The organism is Rhodoplanes sp. (genome assembly GCF_013377085.1).
In the GTDB taxonomy this organism is placed as follows: Bacteria; Pseudomonadota; Alphaproteobacteria; order Rhizobiales; family Xanthobacteraceae; genus Rhodoplanes.
This window is the reverse complement of the sequence record NZ_JACAAX010000003.1, coordinates 223395-246131: the sequence shown is the minus strand read 5'-3', so window position 1 is coordinate 246131 and position 22737 is coordinate 223395. Positions and strand designations below refer to the sequence as shown.

Genomic DNA, 22737 nt, shown 5'->3' with positions numbered 1-22737 from the left:
GAGCACACTTTTCATTTGGGCGGAATCTCGGGCAGCAGCAGGAACGACTCCTTGTCGCCGCCGGAATAGATGGTGTTGGTGCCGGTGTTGTAGTCGGCGTGGTAGTGCGTGTAGTGGACGCTGCCGACACCGTCGCGCGGCTGGATGTCGAGCCGGATGCGGTGGCCCTTGCGGAACACCATCGAGGTCGGCCAGATCTCGACCTCGACCTTCACGACTTCGCCCGGTGCCAGATAGAGCCGCCGCTGGTGCCGGTGATAGGGTCGCCACGGCTTTGTCAGCTCGGGGTCGAGCTCGCGATGCGAGACGCGCAGCCAGCCTTTCGCCACCGGCACCTGCTGGCCCTGCTGGCCGACCTCCCAGACGTCGTTGCCGTCCTGATCGATGTCGCGGATGGTGAGGAACAGATCCATGTCCTCGGTGGTGCTGGACACCCACAGCGTCGCGGCGACCGGGCCGGTGATCTCGGTATCCTGGGCGAGCGGCGCGGAATCGAGCGAGATGCCCATGCCGGCCTGCATGGCGCCCGACGCCAGGAAGGTCGACGACGCCGAAGACGAGCCGCCCTTGGAGGCGCCGCTGGCGAAATAGGTGCGCGACGCGGTCTCGGCCGGATTGTCCGCGATCAGGCCGCCGCTGTTGACCGGCGCGCCGGCCTTCGGCGCCGAGAGGTCGAGATGCATCTTGGTCCAGCGGGTGCGGGCGAGCGGCCACTCCTGCTCGTCGCGCCAGACGCCCTCGCCGTTGCCGTGGCGGATGAACAGCCGCACCGGCGGCTCGTCCATCACGCCGTTGTCGATGCCCTTCAGCCAATGATCGAGGAAGCGGAGCTGCTCCTGCCGGCCCTGCTCGGTGTAGAACGGGTGCACGTGCGTGCCCGAATGCATGCGCAGCTTCTTTTGCTTCGACGCCGCGCGCAAAAAAGCTTCGGTGTTGCCGCGCAGATGCAGGCCCATGCCGGACCAGTTGCCGACCGAGAACAGCGGCAGCGTGATCTTGTCCCACTGCGCCTGCTCGCCCGCGAAGGTGCCGGAATCGAGATTGTTGCGCACCCAGCGCCACAGCGTGTCGGCCGTGAAGGTGTCCGGATTGTCCCGGTAGGCGCGGCCGATCAGGTGATGGCACAGGTGCGTCACGAACCAGTTGGTCATGAACTGGTTGAGAATGCCGCCGTGAAACAGCGCATCGCGGTAGAGATCGGCAAAGCCTTCCCACGGCACGATACAGGCGAGCGAGGGCGGCTGGTGGTTGGCGACGAACCACTGGTTGATGGCGAAATACGAGATGCCGATCAGCCCGACCTTGCCGTTGCACCAGGGCTGCGCCGCCGCCCATTCGATCGCGTCATAATAGTCGAGCGATTCCTGCAGCGACCACGGCTCGGTGCGGCCCGGCGACTTGCCGGTTCCGCGCGCATCGATCCGCACGGAGGCATAGCCGCGCGGAATCCACCATTCGGGATTGATGGTCTCCCAGTTCATCAGCGGGTTCGGCTTCTCCTCGAGATTCTCGGGCGGGATCCAGACCTTGTCCTTCTGGTAGGGACCGAGATTGAGCAGCGCCGGAAACCGGCCGTCGGCATCGGGCCGCAGCACGTCCGCCTTCAGGCGCGAGCCGTCGCGGGTCGGCACGTCGACGTTCCGCTCGACCAGGATGCCGCTCGCGGCGCCGCCCGTCGTCGTCTCGCTCTTCACGTCCAGCACTGAGGACTCCGTTCTACGACAATCGAGCCAAGTCGGGTTTCACCTCTCCCCGCGTGCGGGGAGAGGTCGACGCGCGTAGCGCGGCGGGTGAGGGGGCGCTTCGAGGGTACGGAGGCGCCCCCTCACCCGTCTCGCCGCTGCGCGGCGAGCCACCCTCTCCCCGCGCGCGGAGAGAGGCAAAGCAGGCGCCGCGCCAGCAGACGCCCTCACTCGCTCAGCTCGATCTTCACTTCGTTGGTGATCTTGCGCCATGTCGCCATCTCGTCGGCGAGCCAGGTTTTCGCGTCGGCGATCGACGTGTTCGGGACGATGTTGAAGTTCTGCTTCTTGAAGGCCTCCTGCACGGCGGGCGCCTGCATGGCCTTGACGGCGGCCTTGAACAGCGTGTCGAGCACCTCGGGCGGCGTGCCGGCCGGCGCGAACAGCGCCTGCCAGGCGATGGTGCCGACGCCCGGGAAGCCCAGCTCCTGCATGGTGGCGACGTCCGGATACTCGGGCAGCCGCGTGTGGTTCACCAGCGCCATGGCGCGCAGGTTGCCGGCCTTCACCATCGGGGCGGTGCTCGCCACGTTGAGGAAGGAGAACTGCGTGTCGCCGGAGACGAGGTCGTTGATCACGCCGGAGGCACCGGCCTTGTTGTGGATCGCGATCATGTCGAGATCGCCGGCCCGCTTGGCGAACAGCGCCGCGTCGTAATGCGGATAGCTGCCGACGCCGACCGATCCGTAGCGCACCTTGCCGGGGTTCTTCTTGGCGAAGTCGACGAGGTCCTTCACGTTGGTGGGCGGGAAGTCCTTGGTGGTGGCGACCATGAACTCCGGGATGTCGACCAGGCGGGTGACCGGCACGACGTCCTTCTCGTAGTCGATCTTGAACTTCTTCGGGAAGAGCACCGGCGTGATGGCGTTGGTCGAGACGTTGCCGATCATCACGGTGTAGCCGTCGGGCTTGGCCCGGGCCATTTCCTCGATGGCGATGATGCCGAAGGCGCCCGGCTTGTTCTCGACCACGAAGGACTGGCCGAGATCCTGGCGCATGTGCTCGCCGATCACCCGCGCCACGATGTCGGTGGCGCCACCCGGCGCGTAGGGAACGATGATCTTGACGGGCTTGGACGGATACTTGTCCTGCGCTCGAGCGGCCATGCCCGTCACGGCCAAACCCGTCACGGCAATGGACGCGGCCGACAGCAGGGCCAGCACGGTTCGCTTCATGCTCTCCTCCTTCGATGGTCGTCCGTCGGTTCCGCCGGGACGGTGACGGATCGTTGTGTTCTGGAGCGGCCCGTGCCGCGGGCCGATCGTAGGCCGAGCACGCCCGTCGCACGGCTCGCGCGCGGCGAGCCGCCTCAGGCCTTGATGCCGTGCAGGCCGTGCGAGGCGTCCTTCACGGTGAAGAACAGCACGTCGCCATCCGCCGTGGCGCCGCCGGAATGGATGGTGTCGGCCGGGATGTAGACCAGCGAGCCCGGACCGGCCTCGACCGGCTTGTCGCCCACGGTCGCCCGGAACGTGCCCTCGAGGATGTAGATCCACTGCTCGTTCGGATGCGAATGCGGCTGCGCCCCGGTGCCGGCGGCCATGCGCATCAGGCCGACGATCATCCGGTCGCCTTCGACGCAGGCGCCGTTGGCGGTCGAGTAGTCGGGACCGCCCAGGATGTGATTGACCTTCGCGAGCTCGAACACGTATTCGCCCGGGCCGGCCCGCTTGGCTCCCGGAGTCCGGGCCACTGCCGGCTCGCTCATGCGTCTCTCCCGTCAGTTTGCTTCTTGCCCGCCGATTGTTCGGCGGTTGGACGGACATTCGGCGGGCCATGGCCCATTTGTCAATCGCCGAATCCTGCGACCCTGCGAAGCGGGCCGCGCAAAGCGTGCAGTCCCGACAACTCTGTATAGAAGGCACGCAGAGACGCCGCGGCCGGCCTGCCGCGACCCGCCCTGGCGTTCCCGCCACCGGCGCACCTCGTCCGGCTTGCGCATTGCCGATCGCCGCGGCAGCATGCGTGCGATCTTCTTCCCCCGCGTCCTTCCGTTCCGCGGCCCGCGACGACCCACTCGGCCCACCGGTTTCGGCGGGCCGAGCGGTCCCGGGACCGCGCCGGATCGGCGCCAACCCCCGAGGAGAACCTCACGTGGAGATCGGATTCGTCGGTCTCGGCGACATGGGCTCGCTGATCGTGCCGCGCCTGATGGCGGCCGGCCACCGGGTGACCGGCTGGAACCGCACCCGGGCGAAGGCCGAGCCGCTGATCGCGGCCGGCATGGCCTTCGCGGACACGCCGCGCGCCGCCGCCGCCTCGGCCGAGATCGTCTTCTCGATCGTCACCGACGGCACCGCCGTCGAGCGGGTGGCGCTCGCCCCGGACGGGATCCTCGCCGGCCTGCGCGAGGACGCCGTCTACGCCGACATGAGCACGATCGCGCCGCATGTGAGCCGCGGCGTCGCCGAGCAGTTCGCAAAAGCCGGCCGGGTGATGCTGGACGCGCCGATCTCGGGCAGCCCGGTCACCATCCAGGCCGGCCAGGCCTCCGTCATGGTCGGCGGCGACGAGACGGCCTACGAGCGGCTGGTGCCGGTGCTGCTCGCCATCGGCCCCAAGGTGATGCGGGTCGGCGGCAACGGGCTGGCCTGCCAGATGAAGATCGCCGTCAACCTGCTCTTGATGGTCGAGGTGATCTGCTTCGGCGAATCGGTGGCGCTCGCCGAGAAGGGCGGCGTCGATCGCGCCGTCGCGGTCGAGGCGATCCTCAAGAGCGTCGCCGCCTCGCCGGTGCTCGGCTATCGCGGGCCGTTCATCCTGGAGGGCAAGATGCCGGCCAAGCCGCTCGCCGACGTGACGCTTCAGCAGAAGGACATGCTGCTGGCGCTCGATCTCGGGCGCCGGCTCGGTAGCCCGGTGCCGCTGGCGGCGGCCGCCAACGAGATGATGAACGCCTGTCGCGGGCTCGGCATCGACCACCGCGACTTCGTCGCCGCGCACGAGGTCTACCGGCGGCTGGGAGGACAATGATGAGCAAGATGTTCCGCACCAACATGGCCGACGTGCCGCTGGTCCAAGGCCTGAAGCGCGACGACGGCTGGATCGACATGCGGGTCCAGTTCCTGATCGACAAGAAGTCCGCCGGCGCCGACAACGTCGTCGGCTGGACCGTGCTCAAGCCCGGCGCCAGCCACGAGTGCCATCGCCACCGCAATTGCGACGAGTTCTTCATCGTGCTCGAGGGCAAGGGCCACATCATCACCGAGAAGGGCCTGGAGGCTTCGGCCAAGGGCGACGTCGTCTATTCGCCGCGCGGCTGCTGGCACGGCTTCAACAACACGTCCGACAGCGACGTCGTGCTCGTGTGGGGCTGGATGGGCGCCGGCTCGATCGCCGACTCCGGCTACGAGAGCCCCGAGAAGCCGGCGGAGGGCAAGCGATGAGCGGGTCCCTCGGCGGCAGGCCGCCCGGCGCCGGGCCGCTCGCCGACCCGCGGCTCGCCCGCGGCATGGCGGCCCAGATGGGTCTGCGCAAGACCGCACTCGCCGAAGGCTTCCGGCCGATCGGCTGGAAGGTCGGGTTCGGCAGCGCGGCCGGGCTCGCCAAGCTCGGCATCGCGGCGCCGCTGGTCGGCTTCCTGCTCGAGCGCGCCGTGGTGGCCTCGGGCGGGACCGTGTCGCTCGCCGGCTTCGCCATGCCGGTCGCCGAGCCGGAGATCGCGGTCGAGATCGGGACGGATCTCCCGGGCGGCGGCGACGAGGCTGCGGCGGCAGCCGCCATCGCGGCGCTCGGCCCCGCCTTCGAGCTCGCCGACTTCGCGCCCCTGGACGATCCCGAGGCGATCCTGTCCGGCAATATCTTCCAGCGCCACGTCGTCTTCGGGCCGCGGCAACCGCGACCGGGCGGCGCCACGGACGGGCTCGTCTCGACGGTGCGGCGCAACGGTGCCCCGATCCCGGCGCCCGCGGACGTCACGGCGAACACCGGCCGGCTTCCCATGATCGTGCGCCATGTCGCCGACACGCTGGCGGCCCTCGGCGAGACGTTGCGGGCCGGCGACGTGATCATCGCCGGCTCGATCACGGCGCCCCTGATGCTGACCGCGGAGGACCGGCTGCTCGAGCACGCCCTCGACCCGCTGGGCGAGGTCTCGGTCCGGTTCGGCTGAGACGCCGCTCTCGTCCGCCCTCGCGCGCGGGCCGGCGGGCGACCAAACCGAGCCCGCCCGATTCGCGGCGAGGCCGTCGAGGGTTTCGGCGGGGGCCGGAGTGTTCCGCCCGGCCCTTTGGGCGACAACCGCGCCGCACACACACGCCAGGGTTGCCGATAACGAAAAATTGCGTTGTTTCAGGACCTAACGCAATATTAGGACACCATCGTAACGCACCGTAAGGACTCGTCCGACTAGGTACTTTTCTCCTTTCTTGATACTCCGCAACTCCGAACGTTTATTGCGTGTCGTGAGTGCTGATTGCGGCAGCGATCGTCTGCTCGCGCGGGATCCGGATCAGGAGAATCCAATGACTGCTATAGTACGCAGCAACCCGAGAGGGCACTGGGCCCTCTGGGCACTGATCGTCGTGATAGGGACCATCTCCCTCGGAGTCGTGGCGCTCAGCCGGGGCGAGGGCATCAACGCTGCGTGGCTGGTGGTCGCGGCGGTCTGCGTCTACCTGATCGCCTATCGGTTCTACGCCCTGTTCATCGCCGAGAAGGTGCTTCAGCTCGATCCCGCGCGCCTCACCCCGGCGCAGCGCCACAATGACGGCCTCGACTACGTTCCGACCAACAAATACGTGCTGTTCGGGCACCATTTCGCCGCCATCGCCGGCGCCGGCCCGCTGGTCGGCCCCGTGCTGGCGGCCCAGATGGGCTACCTGCCCGGCACGCTGTGGATCCTGGCCGGCGTGGTCTTCGCCGGTGCCGTGCAGGACATGATCGTGCTGTTCATGTCCACCCGGCGCGACGGACGCTCGCTCGGCGACATGATCCGCTCCGAGATGGGCCCGGTGGCCGGCGGCATCGCCCTGGTCGGCGTGCTGCTGATCATGATCATCCTGCTCGCCGTGCTGGCCCTGGTGGTCGTCAAGGCGCTGGCCGGGAGCCCGTGGGGCACCTTCGCGGTGGTCTCGACCATCCCGATCGCCATGCTGATGGGCGTCTACTGCCGCTTCATCCGGCCCGGGAAGATCGGCGAGATGTCGGCGATCGGCTTCGTCCTCTTGATGTCGGCGCTGGTCTACGGCCGCACCGTCTCCGAGACGCCCGAGCTCGCCGTGCTGTTCAACTGGAAGGGCGAGACGCTGGCGCTCGCCATCATCGGCTACGGCTTCGTCGCCTCGGTGCTGCCGGTGTGGCTGCTGCTCGCCCCGCGCGACTACCTATCGACCTTCCTCAAGATCGGCACCATCTGCCTGCTGGCGATCGGCATCATGATCGTGCAGCCGGACCTGAAGATGCCGGCCATCACCAAGTTCATCGACGGCACCGGCCCGGTGTGGTCGGGCAGCCTGTTCCCGTTCCTGTTCATCACCATCGCGTGCGGCGCCGTTTCCGGCTTCCACTCGCTGATCGCGTCGGGCACCACCCCGAAGATGATCGAGAACGAGAACCAGATCCGGCTGATCGGCTACGGCGGCATGCTGATGGAGTCGTTCGTCGCCATCATGGCGCTGATCGCCGCCACCGTGATCGAGCCCGGCGTCTACTTCGCCATGAACAGCCCGGCCGGACTGATCGGCACCACGGTCGGCCAGGCCTCGCAGGTCATCTCCGGCTGGGGCTTCGCAGTGACGCCCGAGATGCTGGCCCAGATGGCCAAGGACGTCGGCGAATCGACGGTGCTGTCGCGCGCCGGCGGCGCCCCGACGCTCGCGGTCGGCATGGCCCACATCCTGTCCGGCATGTTCGGCGGCCAGGCCCTGATGGGCGTGTGGTACCACTTCGCCATCCTGTTCGAGGCCCTGTTCATCCTGACGACGGTCGACGCCGGCACCCGGGTCGCCCGTTTCATGATCCAGGACATGATCGGCAGCGTGATCCCGGCCTTCAAGAACACCGAGTCGTGGACCAACAACCTCGTCGGCTCGGCCCTTTCGGTGATGTGCTGGGGCTACTTCCTGTACCAGGGCGTCATCGATCCGCTCGGCGGCATCAACACGCTGTGGCCGCTGTTCGGCATCTCCAACCAGATGCTGGCCGGCATCGCTCTCACGCTGTGCACCGTCGTGCTGTTCAAGATGAAGCGCCAGGCCTACGCCTGGGTCACCCTGGTGCCGACCTCGTGGCTGCTCGCCTGCACGCTCACGGCCGGCATGCAGAAGCTCGTCCATCCGTCGCCGCGCATCGGCTTCATCGCCCATGCCCAGGTGTTCGGGGATGCGCTGGCCCAGGGCAAGATCCTGGCTCCGGCCAAGACCATCGAGGAGATGAGCCGCATCGTCTTCAACGACTATGTCGACGCCGCGCTCTCGGCCGCCTTCATCGCGGTCGTGCTCGCCATGGTGTTCTACGGCGTCGTCAGCATCTGGAAGGCGCTCGGCACGTCGCGCGTCACGACCGTCGAGGTCGGGGCGCCGGTGGGCAGCGGGGTCGCCCATGCCTGACACTCTGGGCATCACCGGGTGGGCCGTTCGTGCGGCCCGCCTGATGGTCGGGGTGCCGGACTACGACACCTATGTGGCGCATCGCCGGGTCACCCATCCCGACGAGGCCGTGATGACCTACGAGGAGTTCTTCCGGGAGCGACAGGACGCGCGCTACTCCTTCGGCAAAGGCGGCCGTTTCCGCTGCTGCTGAAGCGGCCCGCCGGACGGACTTTTGGGGGCGGCCTCCGGGCCGCCCTTTCCTTTTGCGGTGCGTCGAGGCCGGGCGTGAACCAGCAACCGAGCCCTGTCCGTCCGCTCGTCCCCGCGAAGGCGCTACGGGATGCACACATCGCTTGCCATGCATGAGAGCGTCATGCGCGGGCTCGACCCGCGCATCCATCGATTTTCGCAAAAATGCTTTGTTCGCAGGATGATGGATCGCCGGGTCAAGCCCGGCGATGACGACGGTGGGGAAGGCGCTCTTTTTGCCGTACCACCAGATGGTCTCGACAAAACGAGATCTGTGCATCCCGTAGCGCGAAGGCGGGGACCCAGGGGCAAGAAAAGCTGGATTCCCGCTTGCGCGGGAACGAGCGGAGATCGGGGAGCCGCTCCGGCCCACCGCGATGGCACTTGTCTTGGCGACGGTGGGTGCGAGCGCCCGTGACCGCGCTCCGGTTCGCGGCTATGCTCCGGTCGGCCCGGGCGAGGCCCGGCCCAGATCGCCATCCAGGTGAGTCCCCGTTCATGATCCGATTGCTCGTCGTTCTCGGCCTCTCGCTCGCGGTCGCCGGGTCGGCGGCGGCGCAGGCGCCGTCCCGCGTCACCGTCGTGACCTCGTTCTCCAAGGACGTGACCGATCCGGTGAAGAAGGCCTTCGAGCAGGCCGCCCCCGCCTTCACGCTCGAGGTGCAGAACCGCAACACCAATGCGGGCGTGAAATACATCGAGGAGACCCGGGCCAAGAACCAGGTCGACCTGTTCTGGGCTTCGGCCCCGGACGCCTTCGAGGTGCTGAAGGGCAAGGGCCTGCTGGCGAAGTACCAGATCAACGCGACCGGCATCCCGGACAAGATCGGAGCCTTCCCGATCAACGATCCCGAGGGCTTCTATTTCGGCTTCGCCGCATCGGGCTACGGCATCATGTGGAACACCCGCTACGCGCGGGCCAACAAGCTGCCCGATCCGAAGGAGTGGAGCGACCTCGCCAAGCCGGTGTTCTTCGATCACGTGGCGATCGCGGCCCCGTCGCGCTCCGGCACCACCCATCTCACCATCGAGACCGTGCTGCAGGGCGAGGGCTGGGACCAGGGCTGGCGTACCATCAAGGAGATGGCCGGCAACTTCCGCCAGGTCACCGAGCGCTCCTTCGGCGTGCCGGAGGCGGTCAATTCCGGCCAGGTCGGCGTCGGCATCGTCATCGACTTCTTCGGCTTCTCGGCGCAGGCCGCCGGCTTCCCGGTGAAGTTCGTCTATCCGAGCATCACCACGATCGTGCCGGCCAATGTCGGCATCGTCGCCAATGCGCCCAACCGCGCCGGCGCCGAGGCCTTCATCGAGTTCCTGCTGTCGGACAAGGGCCAGGAGGTGCTGCTCGAGCCGAGCATCCGGCGCCTGCCCGTCAACCCGGCGACCTACGCCAAGGCACCGGCCGACTATCCCAACCCGTTCAAGGATCCGTCGCTGGGGTCGCGGGTGAAATTCGATCCGGACGTGTCGGAGAAGCGCACCAATGTGGTCGATGCGCTGTTCGACCAGACCATCACGTTCCAGCTCGACAACCTCAAGGCCGCCACCAAGGCGATCCACGAGGCCGAGGCGGCCCTCGCCAAGACCGACAATGCGAAGGCCCGCGCCCTGGTGAAGGAGGCCCGCGATCTCGTCGCCGCCGTGCCGTTGAGCGCCACCGAGGCAGCCTCGCCCGAGATCGCCGGGGCCTTCACGGGGGCCAAGGAGAAGGGCGCCCGCCAGGCCGAGCTGGAGAACCGCTGGGCCGGCTTTGCCCGCGACCACTACGCCAGCGCCAAGGCGAAGGCCGACGAGGCGGCGCGGCTGGCGAAGTGACGAGGCGCGATCTCATGCTGGCGCGATCTTCACCTCTCCCCGCTCGCGGGGAGAGGTCGACGTTCGCGCGTTCAGCGCGGACGTCGGGTGAGGGGGCGCCTCCGTATCCACGAGACGCCCCCTCACCCGTCCCGCCGCTTCGCGGCGAGCCACCCTCTCCCCGTAAACGGGGAGAGGGAACTGCTCCGTGCCGGATCGCCGCGTCCTGGACATCAACCCAAGCCGCTTCATGACCCTCGCCTTGCCCACCGCACCCGCGCGCGCAAAGACCGCCGCGACGGCGACGCCCGGCCAATGGGCCGCGGCGATCGCCATTGCGGCCTTCCTGCTGGTGGCGCTGGTGATCCCGGTCGGGACCGTGGTCTACGTCGCCTTCACCGAGAAGGGCACGGGCGACTTCACGCTGGTGAACTTCGTCGACTTCGCCCGCACCGACCTCCTGGTCCGCTCGACCTGGAACTCGATCTATGCGGCCGTGATGACGGTGCTGCTCGCGACCGCGCTGGCACTGCCGCTCGCCGTCGTCACCACGCGGTTCGAGTTCCGCGGCGCCGCGCTGGTGCAGACGCTCGGCTTTTTGCCGCTGATCATGCCGCCCTTCGTCGGCGCCGTCGCCATGCAGCTCTTCTTCGGCCGCAGCGGCAGCATCAACCTCCTGCTCGGCGACTGGCTCGACATCGAAATCCCGTTCATGGAGGGCCTGAACGGCGTCATCTTCGTCGAGGGCGTGCACTATTTTCCGTTCATCCTGATCAACCTCTCGACCGCGCTGCGCACCATCGACCGCAGCATGGAGGAGGCGGCGCAAAACCTCGGCAGCTCGGGCCTGCGGCTGTTCCGCCGCATCGTCTTCCCCCTCGCCATGCCTGGCTACATGGCCGGCGCCTCGCTGGTCTTCGTCAAGGTGTTCGACGATCTCGCCACGCCGCTCCTCCTCAACGTCAAGGACATGCTGGCGCCGCAGGCGTACCTGCGCATCACCTCGATCGGCATCGCCGACCCGATGGGCTACGTGATCTCGGTCGTGCTGGTTCTCCTGTCGGTGTCGGCCGTGATGCTGTCGACGCTGGCCATGCGCGGGCGCGACTACGCCACCGTTCAGCGCGGCGGCGGCGGGCTCGCCAGGCGTGCGCTGCGCCCCGCCGAACACGCTATCGCCTGGGTCGTGGTGACGCTGATCCTCATGTTGGTGCTCGCCCCGCACGCGGCGCTGCTGATGCTGTCGCTGGCCACCGTGTGGTCCTACAGCCCGCTGCCGGACGGCTTCACGCTCGCCCATTACGCCCGCGTGTTCGGCGACTCGTCGGTCTACATCACCAACACGCTGCTCTATGCGTCGCTTGCCGGTCTCATCGACGTCGTGCTCGGCGCCGCCATCGCCTACCTGGTGCTGCGCACGACGCTGCCCGGACGCCAGTGGCTCGACTGGACCGCGATGGCGGCCGTCGCGGTGCCGGGCGTGGTGGTCGGCATCGGCTATCTGCGCACCTTCTACGGCATCGATGTCGGCGGCGTGCCGCTCGCCACGCTGTGGATCGTCATCGTGCTGGCGCTGGCGGTGCGCCGCCTGCCCTATGCGCTACGCGCCTGCTACGCCGCGCTCCAGCAGATCTCGGTGTCGCTCGAGGAGGCGGCCGAGAATCTCGGCGCCACCAAGGCACGCACCATCCGCCGCGTCGTCGTGCCGCTGATCTCGGGCGGCATGCTGGCCGGCTTCATCTCGAGCTTCGCCACCGCCTCGGTCGAGCTCGCCGCCACCCTGATGCTGGTGCAGTCGAACTCCGACGCGCCGCTCGCCTACGGACTCTATGTCTTCATGCAGTCGCCGGCGGGCCGCGGGCCGGGCGCGGCGCTCGGCGTCATCGCCGTGGTGCTGGTGGCGATCTGCACGTTGCTGTCCCATCTCGTGGTCGAGCGCCAGCACCGCCGGCAGAGCCGTGCCGGCGCCGGCCCGGCCGTGCCCGGAGCCACCGGATGACCGCCCTGCCCGCCGCGATTCCTACGACGCCCTCGGTCGACATCGCCATCGAGCATGTCGACCTGTGGTACGGGACCAACCATGTGCTGCGCGACGTCGACCTGAAAATTCGGCCGGGCGAGTTCTTCGCGTTCCTGGGGCCGTCGGGCTGCGGCAAGACCACGCTGTTGCGGCTCATCGCCGGCTTCAACCAGGCCGACCGCGGCCGCGTGCTGATCGCCGGGCGCGACGTCTCGGATCTGCCGCCGTGGAAGCGCGACGTCGGCATGGTATTCCAGTCCTACGCCCTGTGGCCGCACATGACGGTCGAGCAGAACGTCGCCTTCGGGCTGGAGGAGCGGCGGCTGCCGCGCCAGGAGATCGTGAAGCGCGTCGCCGCGGCGCTCGACCTGGTCGGCCTCGGGGCGCTCGGCAAGCGACGGCCGGCGCAGCTCTCCGGCGGCCAGCAGCAGCGCGTCGCGCTCGCCCGCACCATCGTGGTCGAGCCCAAGGTCCTGCTGCTCGACGAGCCGCTGTCGAACCTCGACGCCAAGCTGCGGGGCGAGGTCCGCCGCGAGCTGCGCGAGCTGCAGCAGCGTCTCGGCCTCACCGCCATCTTCGTCACCCACGACCAGGAGGAGGCCAACACCATCTGCGACCGCATCGCCGTGATGAAGGACGGCACCGTGCAGCAGGTCGGCGCCCCGTCCGAGCTCTACGACCGCCCCAGAAACCTGTTCGTCGCCGGCTTCCTCGGCAGCACCAACACGCTCGACGGCATCGTGCGGGGCGACGGCGCCGCCCGCGTCTTCGAGACCGCGGCGGGAAGGATTCCGTTACCGGCGTGCCGGGTCCCGGAGGGCGATATGCCGCCCGGCGCCAAACTGGTGTTCCGCCCGCACCACGCGATCCTGTCGCGCCTCGACTCCCCGCTCGCGCCCGGGCGCACCCGGCTCGACGGCAAGGTCCGTTTCATGGAATTCCTGGGGGCGACCGAGCGCTACGGCATCGCGGTCGCCGGCGGCGCCGAGGTTTTGGTGGACCTCTCGCACGGAACCGCCCCCGAAGGGCTCGACGTCGACACGGCGGTCGCGGTCGACATCGCCACCGACCGCCTGCTGGTGCTGGGGGAGTGAGGGCACAACCACACGACAAATGTGTATGCTGCTGACTGACGCGTAACGTTGACGCGATATAGCTTCGAGGCTATATATGGCGTGGACAGTCGTCTTCGACGACGCCTTCGATCCGGAGTTCCAGAAGCTGGCCGAGGCGGTCCAGGATGCGCTGCTCGCCTCTGCGAAGCTGCTCGCGGAATATGGCCCCGGCCTGGGTCGCCCTCATGTGGACACGCTGGCCGGCTCCGTCCACGCGAACATGAAGGAGCTGCGGTTCGACGCAGCCGGCGGTGCCTGGCGGATCGCTTTCGCGTTCGATCCTCGTCGCAGCGCGATTATTCTCATCGCCGGCGACAAGGCGGGCGTGAGTTCGAAACGGTTCTACCGGTCCCTGATCGCCAAGGCCGACAAGCGTTACAGTGCGCATATCGCCCGGCTCGACAAGCAGAAGAAGGGAACGACGTAAGATGGCCCGCACGCTCGACGAGGTTCTCGCGACGCTGCCGAAAGACCGGCGCCGCCGCGTCGAGGACCACTTCGCCGAATTGAAGGACGAGGTCGAGAGCCTTCAGGAACTGCGCCGCGTCGCAGGCAAGGTGCAGGCCGAGATCGCCGCCGCGCTGGCCATCACCCAACCGTCGGTCTCCAAGATCGAGAAGCAGACCGACATGTATCTCTCGACATTGCGGAGCTTCGTCGAAGCCATCGGCGGTGAGCTCGATCTGGTCGTCCGGCTCCCGTCGCGCGCGCCGATCCGGCTGCGGTCTCTCGGCGAGATGACGTCGTCCGGGCCGCACGGCACGCCCGCCGTCCCCACCACGGGCGCGCCGAAACCCAAGCCGAAGCACACGGCACGGTCTCGCTGATCGGCGGCCTCGGCCCCTCTCGCGCACCCGCGTGCGAGACACTATCTTGGCGGCAACGCCGCACGCAGCCAAAGAGCCCCCATGACCGCCACAACCTCCCTGATCGACCGCGCCGGGCTGGACCGGACCAAGGTTTCGACCCTGATCGCCCGCGGGCTCGAGGGGGCCGACGACGGCGAGCTGTTTCTCGAATACCGGCAATCCGAGGCACTCACCTTCGACAATGGGCGGCTGAAGCAGGCGACCTACGACACCACGCAGGGCTTCGGGCTACGCGCCGTGAAGGACGAGGCGGTCGGTTACGCTCATTCGTCCGACCTGTCCGAGGAGGCGATCGGCCGCGCCGCCGATGCCGTCAAGGCCGTCAAGGGCGGCTACTCCGGCACCCTTGCGGCCGCCCCGGCGCGCACCAACGCAAAGCTCTACACCGACGCCAATCCGCTCGCCGGCATCGCCTTCGCCGAAAAGGTGAAGCTGCTGGAGGCCATCGACGCCTACACGCGCGCCAAGGACCCGCGGGTCCGGCAGGTGACGGCGAGCGTCGCCGCCTCGTGGCAGGTGGTCGAGATCGTCCGCCCCGACGGCGGGACCTATCGCGACGTGCGGCCGATGGTGCGGGTCAACGTCTCGGTCGTGGTCGGCGACGGCGACCGCCAGGAGACCGGCAGCCATGGCTATGGCGGGCGCGCCACCATGGAGCAGTTCGTCGGCGAGGCGGCTTGGCGCGGCGCCGCCGACGACGCGGTGCGCCAGGCGCTGGTGAACCTCGATTCGGTGCCGGCCCCGGCCGGCGAGATGGACGTGGTGCTCGGCGCCGGCTGGCCCGGCGTGATGCTGCACGAGGCGGTCGGCCACGGGCTCGAGGGCGACTTCAACCGCAAGAAGACCTCGGCGTTTGCCGGCCTGCTGGGCCAGCAGGTCGCCGCCCGGGGCGTCACAGTCATCGACGACGGCACTTTTGCCGCGCGGCGCGGCTCGCTCTCCATCGACGACGAGGGCACGCCGACCAACCGCACCGTGCTGATCGAGGACGGCATCCTGGTCGGCTACATGCAAGATCGGCAGAACGCCCGGCTGATGGGCATGACGCCGACCGGCAACGGCCGCCGCGAAAGTTTTGGCCATGTCCCGATGCCGCGTATGACCAACACGCTGATGACGGCCGGCGACCGTGATCCTGCAGAAATCCTCGCCTCGGTGAAGAACGGCCTCTATGCGGTGAGCTTCGGCGGCGGCCAGGTCGACATCACCTCGGGCAAGTACGTGTTCCAGTGCACCGAGGCCTACCGGATCGAGGACGGCAAGATCGGCGCGCCGGTGAAGGGCGCCATGCTGATCGGCAACGGGCCCACCGATCTCCACCGCATCAGCATGGTCGGCAACGACCTCGCGCTCGACCACGGCATCGGCACCTGCGGCAAGAACGGCCAGGGCGTCCCGGTCGGCGTCGGCCAGCCGACGCTGCGCATGGACCGCATCACGGTCGGCGGCACCGGCTGATCTTTTCGCGCGCCATAACGCCGCGGACCTCGTCGACCGGAAACGCCGACCGCGATCCTGCCGTCATCGCGATCTATTGGACCGTGGTCCGTTCCCCGTCCGGAGCCCGTGCGACATGACATCCGAAGACCGACCGTCGACGCAAAACTCCCGACCGTGGGTTCGCAGCCTCGCCGAGATCGCGGCCGCCGTGCTGGTGATCACGGTGGCCAAGGCCGCCATCGCCGAGCCCTACTACATCCCGTCCGGCTCGATGGAACCGACCCTGCTGATCGGCGACGGCCTGCTCGCGACCAAGTACCCTTACGGCTACAGCTCGGCCTCGCTGCCGGCGAGCGTGGTGCTGCCGCGCACCGAGCGGCTGTTCGGCACCACCCCGGAGCGTGGCGACGTCGTCGTGTTCCGCTGGCCGGGCGACCGCGCGCAGGTGTGGGTCAAGCGGGTCGTCGGCCTGCCGGGCGAACGCATCCAGATGCGCGCCGGGCAACTGTGGATCGACGGCCGGCCGGCGCGGCTGCGGCCGGACGGCGCCGATGCGATCGAGAATCGCGACGGCTCGACCATTCCGGCACTGCGCTATGTCGAGACGCTGCCGAACGGGCGCGAGCATCCGATCCTGAAGCTCGCCGGCCGCCAGCCACTCGACGACAGCTTCGAGATCACGGTGCCGGCCGGGCACCTGTTCGTCATGGGCGACAACCGCGACGATTCGGCCGACAGCCGGGTCCCGACCGAGCAGGGCGGCGTCGGCCTGCTGCCGGTCGAGGACGTGATCGGCCGCGTCGAGGCCGTGGTCGGCTCGTGGAATCCGGCGATCACCAGCGAGCCGGCCTGGCAGTGGCCGGCAGGCCTGCGGCTCTCGCGGTTTTTCACCGCGGTGCGCTGAACTCTAGGGTGCACTGAGCGAAGCGACGTGCACCGCCGGAAAAACTGCAGCCTGTGTGGGTTGTTCCGGCGCAATTCGCTGCGCTCATTGCGCCCCGCGAGCATTTGCGCTTTGCGCATCACGACCCCAGCGCCGCGCGGGCCCAGGGCAGGATGGTGGCACCGTCCAAAAGCTCCTGCACGCGCGCGCGCACCGACGGCGTGATGCCGACCGCGTCGACCACGGTCGCCACCATGACGTTGCACTGGTCCGAGAAGGCGACGGTGATCACGGTTCCGGCCGGATCGCCCCGGCGGCCGAGCACGTAGTCGCGCGTCCAGCCGGTCAGCCCGCCGACCGGCATGGCGCGCCCCGGCCCCGCCGGCCCATAGGTTTCGCTCAGCAGACCGACGTCGCCGACCCGGTCCATCTCCTCGTCGTCGGCGACCCCGGTGGTGCAATTGCAGAAGCCGATCTTCGGCCGGACATAGACGGTGACGTCGCTGCCGCAGTCCGCCGCGCTGCAGCGAAAGGCGCGGCCCGTGCCCCACTGATCCATCGAGAACGGCCAGCTCACCTCGGTCCAGCGCGCCACCGGCGTGGCCGATTCGGTCGCGCTGCGCGGCGCCGCCGGCCCGTCGGCCGCGAGTGCGGCCGCCAGCAGAACGACGATGATCGGGGCCATCACGGAGGATCCGGCGCGGCGCGGCAGCATGACTCACTCGTTGCGCGAGGCAAAACGGCGTCGGGCTATGATGGCCGGTGCATCCTTGCCTGTCGAGAGGCGCATCTGCCGAGAAGCCCGGATCGCATCTGCGAAGACGATGACGCGCCGCACCCGGCGCCCGCCGTGTCACGATCGCGGTCGTGCGACGGGAGATTGCTTTCGCGACACCGGCTGCGTAGGCTCTCGCAAAACGATCACCCGACAAGAACCGTGAGGAAACGCATGATCGGGACGGCAGCCCCCTCTATCCGTATGCTTTGTATGCTGAGCGTATCGCTCGGTCTCGGATGCGGCGCAGCGAGCGCCGCACAGATGCAGAAGGTCGGCGACCCGCCCGAGGCGAAGAACATGCGCCTCGTCGGCTACAGCGACCTGCAGGCGCGCAGCGCCTATCAGCCGACCATCGCGCACCAGGGTGACCGCTACATCGCCTATGTGGGCCACCACGGCGGCACCGACGCGGTGCCCAAGCCGGTCAATCCGATCACCGGCCAGCCGGAGTTCAACGGCACCTCGATCATCGACGTCACCGATCCGAAGAACCCGAAATACCTGAAGCATCTGCCCGGCCAGGAGGGCCTCTACGAGGGCGGCGGCGGCCAGATGACAAGGGTCTGCGCCGGCGCCAGCCTGCCCAAGGGCGACCGCAGCAAGTTCTATCTGCTGAAGGTGTTCGGCGGCCAGGCGCACGAGATCTGGGACGTCACCAAGCCGGAGGAGCCGGTCCTGCTCACGCGGCTCGACGGCCTGCGCGACACCCACAAGAGCTTCTGGGAGTGCGACACCGGCATCGCCTATCTGGTCTCCGGCGCACCCGGCTGGCGCACCCGCCGCATGACCCAGATCTACGACCTCTCCGATCCGGCCAAGCCGCGAAAGATCCGCGACTTCGGCCTGCCCGGCCAGGAGCCCGGCTCGACCGGCGACGTGCCGACAGAGCTGCACGGTCCGATCTCGACCGGCCCGGCCGGCAACCGCGTCTATTTCGGCTACGGCACCAACAAGGGCGGCATCATCCAGATCGTCGACCGCCAGAAGCTGCTCGAGGGGCCGGCCGAGCCGACGCCGGAGAACCTGAAAGCGCCCGAGGTCGGCCGGCTGGAGACGCCGCTCAACGGCGCCCACACGGTGTTCCCGCTCTTGAAGATGCCGATCGCCGAGTTCGCCAAGGACAAGTTCGGCAGCACGCGCGACATCGTCATGATGGTCGACGAGGCGCTCATCAACGAGTGCCAGGCCGGCGAGGCCCGCCAGATGGTGTGGTTCGCCGACGTGACGATCGAGCGCCGGCCGATGGTGATCTCGAACTACACCGTGAAGGAGGCGAGCGGCGACTTCTGCGAGCGCGGCGGCCGCTTCGGCTCGCACTCCTCCAACGAGAGCACGGCGCCGGTGTTCAACAGGAAGCTCGCCTTGATCACCTGGTTCAATGCCGGCGTGCGGGCGCTCGACATCCGCGACCCGTTCAACCCGCGCGAGGTCGGCTACTTCATCCCGCCCATCACCGAGGCGACCGACAAGCGCTGCATCAAGGTCGACGGGCAGGACCGCTGCAAGGTGGCGATCCAGAGCAACAATGTGGAGACCGACGACCGCGGCTACATCTATGTGGTCGATCGCGCCAACACCGGCATGCACATCCTCGAGGTCACCGGCGAGGCGCGCAGCATCGCCGGGATTCCGTGAACGCGCTGCCGACACGATAGGCTCGGTCATTCCGGGGCGCGGGCTGAAGGCCCGCGAGCCCGGAATCCATACTCACAGACAGGGGTTATGGATTCCGGACAGCCGACCTGCGGTCGGCTTCCGGAATGACGCGGCGGGGTTCGGCAGCGGCCGTCACACCTTGATGTCGAGCACCCGGCCGACGGTCCTCTCGGTCGCCGTGGAGGCCGGCTGGGCCGCGGCCTTGCTCTCCGGCGGCGGGGCGGCGCCGCCGGACTTCACGGCGCGCTCGATGACGTCCGTGAGGGTGCGCTCCCGATAGGACGGGGCGGCGTCGGGCGCCTGCCGGGCGAAACGCTGCGTCATATCGGACTGGGCGCGGCGCACCGCGTCGAGCCACGCCGCTGTCAGCCCGGTGGTGATCTCCATGGCGGTGTCCTCCGAGACGACACAACCTGTCCGTGCCATTGCGCGCCCGACCCGGTTGACGAGTCCTTGACGGCGGGGCCGCGCGACCGCCGCACCGCTGCGGCCGGTTAACAGAACCTTTTCGGTTGCGTCGCCTTTGAGCGGTCCCGCCGGCGAATTTCGGGTCGCGCCGCGCCCGCATCCCCCCTAAAAGGAGGCATGCGCCACCGCCCTCTCCTGACCATGTCGCCCGGCGACTGGATGATGCTCGTCGGCCTCTCCATGCTGTGGGGGGCGGCGTATTTCTTCGCCAAGATCGCCGTGGCCGAGGTGCCGCCGATGACCATCTCGCTCGTGCGGGTGGTCATCGCCGCGCCGATCATGCTGGCGATCTGCTGGCGCCAGGGCGAGCTGCGGCAGATGCCGGCCTACTGGTTCCCGTTCCTGGTGATGGGGTTCCTCAGCAACGCCGCCGCCTTCGCGCTGATCTCGTGGAGCCAGATTCGGATCGGCAGCGGGCTCGCCGCCGTGCTCAACGCGACGACGCCGCTGTTCGCCATCGTGCTGGCGCATCTCACCACGCCGGACGACCGCATCACCCCGGCCCGGATGCTCGGCCTCGTGCTCGGCCTCGCCGGCGTCGCGGTGATGATCGGGCCGGGCGCGCTCGCCGGCTTCGGCGGACATCACCTCGGCGAGCTCGCCTGCCTGCTCGCGGCGTTTCTCTATGCGGTCGGCGCCATCTACGCGCGCCGCTATCGCCATCTGACGCCGAGCGTCATCGGCGGCGGCCAGGCGGTCGCCGCCATCGTGCTGATGCTGCCGCCCGTGCTGCTGATCGACCAGCCGTGGACGCTCGCCGCGCCGTCCTGGCGCGCCGTCGCGGCCCTCATGGCGCTCGGCGCCTTCTCGACCGCGCTCGCCTATATTCTTTATTTCCGCGTGCTGGCCCGCGCCGGCGCCACCAATGCGCTCCTGGTGACGTTCCTGATCCCGGTCAGCGCCATGCTGCTCGGCACCGTGCTGATGGACGAGCGGCTGGACGCCCACCAGATCGCCGGCATGCTCGGCATCGCCGCCGGCTTGGTGGCGATCGACGGGCGGCTAGGGAAGGCATTGGCAAAGTGGTGGGAGCGGCGGGGCGACTGAGTCTACGCGGCAGTGCGAACGAACAGACTCGGTCATTCCGGGGCGTGGGCCGCAGGCCCGCGAGACCGGAATCCATGACCCCTGCGCGGGTGGCTCACGACAGACAGGGGTTATGGATTCCGGGTTCGCTGCTTCGCAGCGCCCCGGAATGACGGGCTTCGGATTTGGATTATCGACCGTGCGTCACCGCGTCGGGACGGGCTTCTCGCCGCGATAGTCGTAGAAGCCGCGCTGGGTCTTGCGACCGAGCCAGCCGGCCTCGACGTATTTCACCAGCAGCGGGCACGGCCGGTACTTGGAGTCGGCCAGCCCTTCGTGCAGCACCTGCATGACCGACAGGCAGGTGTCGAGGCCGATGAAGTCGGCGAGCTGCAGCGGCCCCATCGGATGATTGGCGCCGAGCCGCATGGCGATGTCGATCGCCTCGACGTTGCCGACCCCCTCGTAGAGCGTGTAGATCGCCTCGTTGATCATCGGCATCAGCACGCGGTTGACGATGAAGGCCGGAAAGTCCTCCGATACCGCCACCGTCTTGCCGAGGTGCTGGCAGAACGCCTTGGTCGCCTCGTAGGTGTGGTCGTCGGTGGCGATGCCGCGGATCAGCTCGACCAGCTCCATCACGGGCACCGGATTCATGAAATGAATGCCGATGAAGCGCTCGGGCCGGTCGGTCGCGGCGGCGAGCCGGGTGATCGAGATCGACGAGGTGTTGGAGCCGATCATGGCGTCCGGCCGCAGCGTCGGGCAGAGCTGGACGTAGATCTTGCGCTTGACGTCTTCCTTCTCGGTCGCCGCCTCGATGACGAGGTCGCAGTCGCCGAAGCCGTCAAAGGTCTTGGCCGGCACGATCCGGGCGAGCGCCTTCTGGCGCTGTTCCTCGGTGATCCGGTTGCGCCGCACCTGCCGCGCCATGTTGCCGTTGACGGTCGCCAGCCCCGCCTTGATGCGGTCCTCGGACACGTCGTTGAGCACGACGTCCAGTCCAGCCAGGGCGCAGACATGGGCGATGCCGGTGCCCATCTGCCCGGCCCCGATCACGCCGACCTTGTTGATGCTCGTCATCTCATCTTCCCGAGGGACCTGACGGCCCAGGCGATCCGGCCCGCCATGGGCGACGGACCCGGCCGGGGACCGGGATGCTCTTATACTGCCAGTCTCGCTCCCCCGCCACGTCCGTGATGACCCACGGACGGCCGGTCACTTGCCGATCTTGGCGAGCTCGTCGACCAGCTCCGGCAGGACCTTGAAGAGATCGCCCACCAGCCCGTAGTCGGCGACCTGGAAGATCGGCGCCTCCTCGTCCTTGTTGATGGCGACGATGACCTTGGAGTCCTTCATGCCGGCGAGGTGCTGGATGGCGCCCGAGATGCCGACCGCGACATAGAGGTCGGGGGCGACGATCTTGCCGGTCTGGCCGACCTGCCAGTCGTTCGGGGCGTAGCCGGCGTCGACGGCGGCCCGCGAGGCGCCGACCGCGGCGCCCAGCTTGTCGGCCACCGGCTCGATGTACTTGGCGAAGTTCTCGCGGCTCTGCACGGCGCGACCGCCCGAGACGACGATGCGGGCCGAGGTCAGCTCCGGCCGCTCGGACTTCGACAGCTCCTCGCCCACGAAGCGCGAGAGGCCCGGATCGTCCGCCGCCGCCACCGCTTCGATGGGCGCCGCCGCACCGCCGGCCGCGGTCGCCTGGAACGAGGAGATGCGGACCGTGATGACCTTCTTGGCGTCGCGCGAGCGCACCGTCTGGATGGCGCTGCCGGCATAGATCAGCCGCTCGAACGTGTCGGCCGAGATCACCTTGATGACCTCGGAGACCTGCATGACGTCCAAGAGCGCGGCGACGCGCGGCATCACGTCCTTGCCGATCGCGGTCGCCGGCATGACGATCGCGTCGTAGCCGGGCGCGAGCGCGACCAGAAGGGCGGCGGTCGGCTCCGCCACCAGATGGGCGTAGCGCGCCTCGTCGGCGATCAGCACCTTGGCGACGCCGTCGAGCGAGGCTGCCGCCTCGGCCGCACCGCGGCAGCCCTGCCCGGCCACCAGCACATGGACCTCGCCGCCGAGCGCGCGGACCGCGGTCAGCGCCTTGGCGGTGGCATCCTTGAGGCGGGCGCCGTCGTGTTCCGCAACCAGAAGATTGGCCATC

Annotated in this window: 21 protein-coding genes; 14 read left to right on the top strand and 7 right to left on the bottom strand. The window is 68.6% G+C overall.

The window, feature by feature from the left end; all coding sequences use genetic code 11:
- Window positions 1–11 precede the first annotated feature (11 nt).
- The 3 genes from HXX10_RS04310 to HXX10_RS04300 form a co-directional block, all read right to left on the bottom strand.
- Window positions 12–1703 (bottom strand): CocE/NonD family hydrolase, encoded by a 1692-nt coding sequence (locus HXX10_RS04310; RefSeq protein WP_296520293.1) that lies wholly within the window; start codon window positions 1701–1703, stop codon window positions 12–14.
- Window positions 1704–1909: 206 nt separating this feature from the next.
- Window positions 1910–2917: a tripartite tricarboxylate transporter substrate binding protein gene (locus HXX10_RS04305; protein ID WP_296520292.1), complete on the bottom strand. Its 1008-nt coding sequence runs from the start codon at window positions 2915–2917 to the stop codon at window positions 1910–1912.
- A 134-nt stretch (window positions 2918–3051) separates the two neighbouring features.
- Entirely contained in the window at window positions 3052–3450 is a 399-nt protein-coding gene (locus HXX10_RS04300) for a cupin domain-containing protein (protein ID WP_296520291.1), read from the bottom strand.
- Between the two features lie 386 nt (window positions 3451–3836).
- On the opposite strand from HXX10_RS04300, the gene HXX10_RS04295 reads away from it, so the two are divergent.
- The 12 genes from HXX10_RS04295 to lepB all read left to right on the top strand — a co-directional run bounded on the left by HXX10_RS04295 (window position 3837) and on the right by lepB (window position 16663).
- On the top strand, window positions 3837–4715 hold the full coding sequence (locus tag HXX10_RS04295) for an NAD(P)-dependent oxidoreductase (RefSeq protein WP_296520290.1): 879 nt from the start codon (window positions 3837–3839) through the stop codon (window positions 4713–4715).
- Window positions 4715–5128: a cupin domain-containing protein gene (locus HXX10_RS04290; RefSeq protein WP_296520289.1), complete on the top strand. Its 414-nt coding sequence runs from the start codon at window positions 4715–4717 to the stop codon at window positions 5126–5128. Before HXX10_RS04295 ends, HXX10_RS04290 begins: the two co-directional genes overlap by 1 nt.
- Complete coding sequence (locus tag HXX10_RS04285) at window positions 5125–5853, top strand: fumarylacetoacetate hydrolase family protein (RefSeq protein ID WP_296520288.1); 729 nt, start codon at window positions 5125–5127, stop codon at window positions 5851–5853. Before HXX10_RS04290 ends, HXX10_RS04285 begins: the two co-directional genes overlap by 4 nt.
- A 352-nt stretch (window positions 5854–6205) precedes the next feature.
- Entirely contained in the window at window positions 6206–8290 is a 2085-nt protein-coding gene (locus HXX10_RS04280) for a carbon starvation CstA family protein (RefSeq protein WP_296520287.1), read from the top strand.
- Window positions 8283–8483: a CstA-like transporter-associated (seleno)protein gene (locus HXX10_RS04275; RefSeq protein ID WP_296520286.1), complete on the top strand. Its 201-nt coding sequence runs from the start codon at window positions 8283–8285 to the stop codon at window positions 8481–8483. Before HXX10_RS04280 ends, HXX10_RS04275 begins: the two co-directional genes overlap by 8 nt.
- A 536-nt stretch (window positions 8484–9019) precedes the next feature.
- A complete protein-coding gene (locus HXX10_RS04270) occupies window positions 9020–10336 on the top strand; it encodes an extracellular solute-binding protein (protein WP_296520285.1) in 1317 nt (438 codons plus the stop codon).
- Between the two features lie 229 nt (window positions 10337–10565).
- On the top strand, window positions 10566–12314 hold the full coding sequence (locus tag HXX10_RS04265; RefSeq protein ID WP_296520334.1) for an iron ABC transporter permease: 1749 nt from the start codon (window positions 10566–10568) through the stop codon (window positions 12312–12314).
- The gene (locus tag HXX10_RS04260) at window positions 12311–13429 is read left to right on the top strand and encodes an ABC transporter ATP-binding protein (RefSeq protein ID WP_296520284.1); all 1119 of its coding nucleotides are present in this window, start codon (window positions 12311–12313) and stop codon (window positions 13427–13429) included. Before HXX10_RS04265 ends, HXX10_RS04260 begins: the two co-directional genes overlap by 4 nt.
- 76 nt (window positions 13430–13505) lie before the next feature.
- Window positions 13506–13877: a type II toxin-antitoxin system RelE/ParE family toxin gene (locus HXX10_RS04255; protein WP_296520283.1), complete on the top strand. Its 372-nt coding sequence runs from the start codon at window positions 13506–13508 to the stop codon at window positions 13875–13877.
- 1 nt (window position 13878) lies between these two features.
- The gene (locus HXX10_RS04250; RefSeq protein WP_296520282.1) at window positions 13879–14277 is read left to right on the top strand and encodes an XRE family transcriptional regulator; all 399 of its coding nucleotides are present in this window, start codon (window positions 13879–13881) and stop codon (window positions 14275–14277) included.
- Window positions 14278–14358: 81 nt separating this feature from the next.
- Entirely contained in the window at window positions 14359–15777 is a 1419-nt protein-coding gene (gene tldD, locus HXX10_RS04245; RefSeq protein WP_296520281.1) for a metalloprotease TldD, read from the top strand.
- A 115-nt stretch (window positions 15778–15892) separates the two neighbouring features.
- A complete protein-coding gene (gene lepB / locus HXX10_RS04240) occupies window positions 15893–16663 on the top strand; it encodes a signal peptidase I (protein WP_296520280.1) in 771 nt (256 codons plus the stop codon).
- Between the two features lie 118 nt (window positions 16664–16781).
- Here lepB and HXX10_RS04235 read toward each other — a convergent pair whose 3' ends face one another.
- Complete coding sequence (locus HXX10_RS04235; RefSeq protein WP_296520279.1) at window positions 16782–17357, bottom strand: hypothetical protein; 576 nt, start codon at window positions 17355–17357, stop codon at window positions 16782–16784.
- Between the two features lie 324 nt (window positions 17358–17681).
- Between HXX10_RS04235 and HXX10_RS04230 the strand changes: the two genes are divergently transcribed.
- The gene (locus HXX10_RS04230) at window positions 17682–19055 is read left to right on the top strand and encodes a hypothetical protein (protein WP_296520278.1); all 1374 of its coding nucleotides are present in this window, start codon (window positions 17682–17684) and stop codon (window positions 19053–19055) included.
- 153 nt (window positions 19056–19208) lie between these two features.
- Here HXX10_RS04230 and HXX10_RS04225 read toward each other — a convergent pair whose 3' ends face one another.
- Window positions 19209–19463, bottom strand: a complete 255-nt coding sequence (locus HXX10_RS04225) for a hypothetical protein (protein WP_296520277.1) — start codon at window positions 19461–19463, stop codon at window positions 19209–19211.
- A gap of 198 nt (window positions 19464–19661) precedes the next feature.
- Between HXX10_RS04225 and HXX10_RS04220 the strand changes: the two genes are divergently transcribed.
- Window positions 19662–20591 carry a DMT family transporter gene (locus HXX10_RS04220; protein WP_296520276.1) on the top strand — a complete coding sequence of 310 codons (930 nt, stop codon included), beginning with the start codon at window positions 19662–19664 and terminating at the stop codon, window positions 20589–20591.
- A 183-nt stretch (window positions 20592–20774) separates the two neighbouring features.
- On the opposite strand, the gene HXX10_RS04215 is transcribed toward HXX10_RS04220, so the two are convergent.
- On the bottom strand, window positions 20775–21653 hold the full coding sequence (locus HXX10_RS04215) for a 3-hydroxybutyryl-CoA dehydrogenase (protein WP_296520275.1): 879 nt from the start codon (window positions 21651–21653) through the stop codon (window positions 20775–20777).
- 135 nt (window positions 21654–21788) lie between these two features.
- Window positions 21789–22736 (bottom strand): FAD-binding protein, encoded by a 948-nt coding sequence (locus HXX10_RS04210; protein WP_296520274.1) that lies wholly within the window; start codon window positions 22734–22736, stop codon window positions 21789–21791.
- Between the last annotated feature and the right edge of the window lies 1 nt (window position 22737).

Bases quoted from the DNA above. Each gene is read 5' to 3' on its own strand.
- HXX10_RS04305 (WP_296520292.1), bottom strand. From the start codon at position 2,917: ATGAAGCGAACCGTGCTGGCCCTGCTGTCGGCCGCGTCCATTGCCGTG.
- HXX10_RS04300 (WP_296520291.1), bottom strand. From the start codon at position 3,450: ATGAGCGAGCCGGCAGTGGCCCGGACTCCGGGAGCCAAGCGGGCCGGC.
- HXX10_RS04290 (WP_296520289.1), top strand. From the start codon at position 4,715: ATGAGCAAGATGTTCCGCACCAACATGGCCGACGTGCCGCTGGTCCAA.
- HXX10_RS04285 (WP_296520288.1), top strand. From the start codon at position 5,125: ATGAGCGGGTCCCTCGGCGGCAGGCCGCCCGGCGCCGGGCCGCTCGCC.
- HXX10_RS04280 (WP_296520287.1), top strand. From the start codon at position 6,206: ATGACTGCTATAGTACGCAGCAACCCGAGAGGGCACTGGGCCCTCTGG.
- HXX10_RS04275 (WP_296520286.1), top strand. From the start codon at position 8,283: ATGCCTGACACTCTGGGCATCACCGGGTGGGCCGTTCGTGCGGCCCGC.
- HXX10_RS04270 (WP_296520285.1), top strand. From the start codon at position 9,020: ATGATCCGATTGCTCGTCGTTCTCGGCCTCTCGCTCGCGGTCGCCGGG.
- HXX10_RS04265 (WP_296520334.1), top strand. From the start codon at position 10,566: ATGACCCTCGCCTTGCCCACCGCACCCGCGCGCGCAAAGACCGCCGCG.
- HXX10_RS04260 (WP_296520284.1), top strand. From the start codon at position 12,311: ATGACCGCCCTGCCCGCCGCGATTCCTACGACGCCCTCGGTCGACATC.
- HXX10_RS04255 (WP_296520283.1), top strand. From the start codon at position 13,506: ATGGCGTGGACAGTCGTCTTCGACGACGCCTTCGATCCGGAGTTCCAG.
- HXX10_RS04250 (WP_296520282.1), top strand. From the start codon at position 13,879: ATGGCCCGCACGCTCGACGAGGTTCTCGCGACGCTGCCGAAAGACCGG.
- tldD (WP_296520281.1), top strand. From the start codon at position 14,359: ATGACCGCCACAACCTCCCTGATCGACCGCGCCGGGCTGGACCGGACC.
- lepB (WP_296520280.1), top strand. From the start codon at position 15,893: ATGACATCCGAAGACCGACCGTCGACGCAAAACTCCCGACCGTGGGTT.
- HXX10_RS04235 (WP_296520279.1), bottom strand. From the start codon at position 17,357: ATGCTGCCGCGCCGCGCCGGATCCTCCGTGATGGCCCCGATCATCGTC.
- HXX10_RS04230 (WP_296520278.1), top strand. From the start codon at position 17,682: ATGCAGAAGGTCGGCGACCCGCCCGAGGCGAAGAACATGCGCCTCGTC.
- HXX10_RS04225 (WP_296520277.1), bottom strand. From the start codon at position 19,463: ATGGAGATCACCACCGGGCTGACAGCGGCGTGGCTCGACGCGGTGCGC.
- HXX10_RS04220 (WP_296520276.1), top strand. From the start codon at position 19,662: ATGCGCCACCGCCCTCTCCTGACCATGTCGCCCGGCGACTGGATGATG.
- HXX10_RS04215 (WP_296520275.1), bottom strand. From the start codon at position 21,653: ATGACGAGCATCAACAAGGTCGGCGTGATCGGGGCCGGGCAGATGGGC.
- HXX10_RS04210 (WP_296520274.1), bottom strand. From the start codon at position 22,736: ATGGCCAATCTTCTGGTTGCGGAACACGACGGCGCCCGCCTCAAGGAT.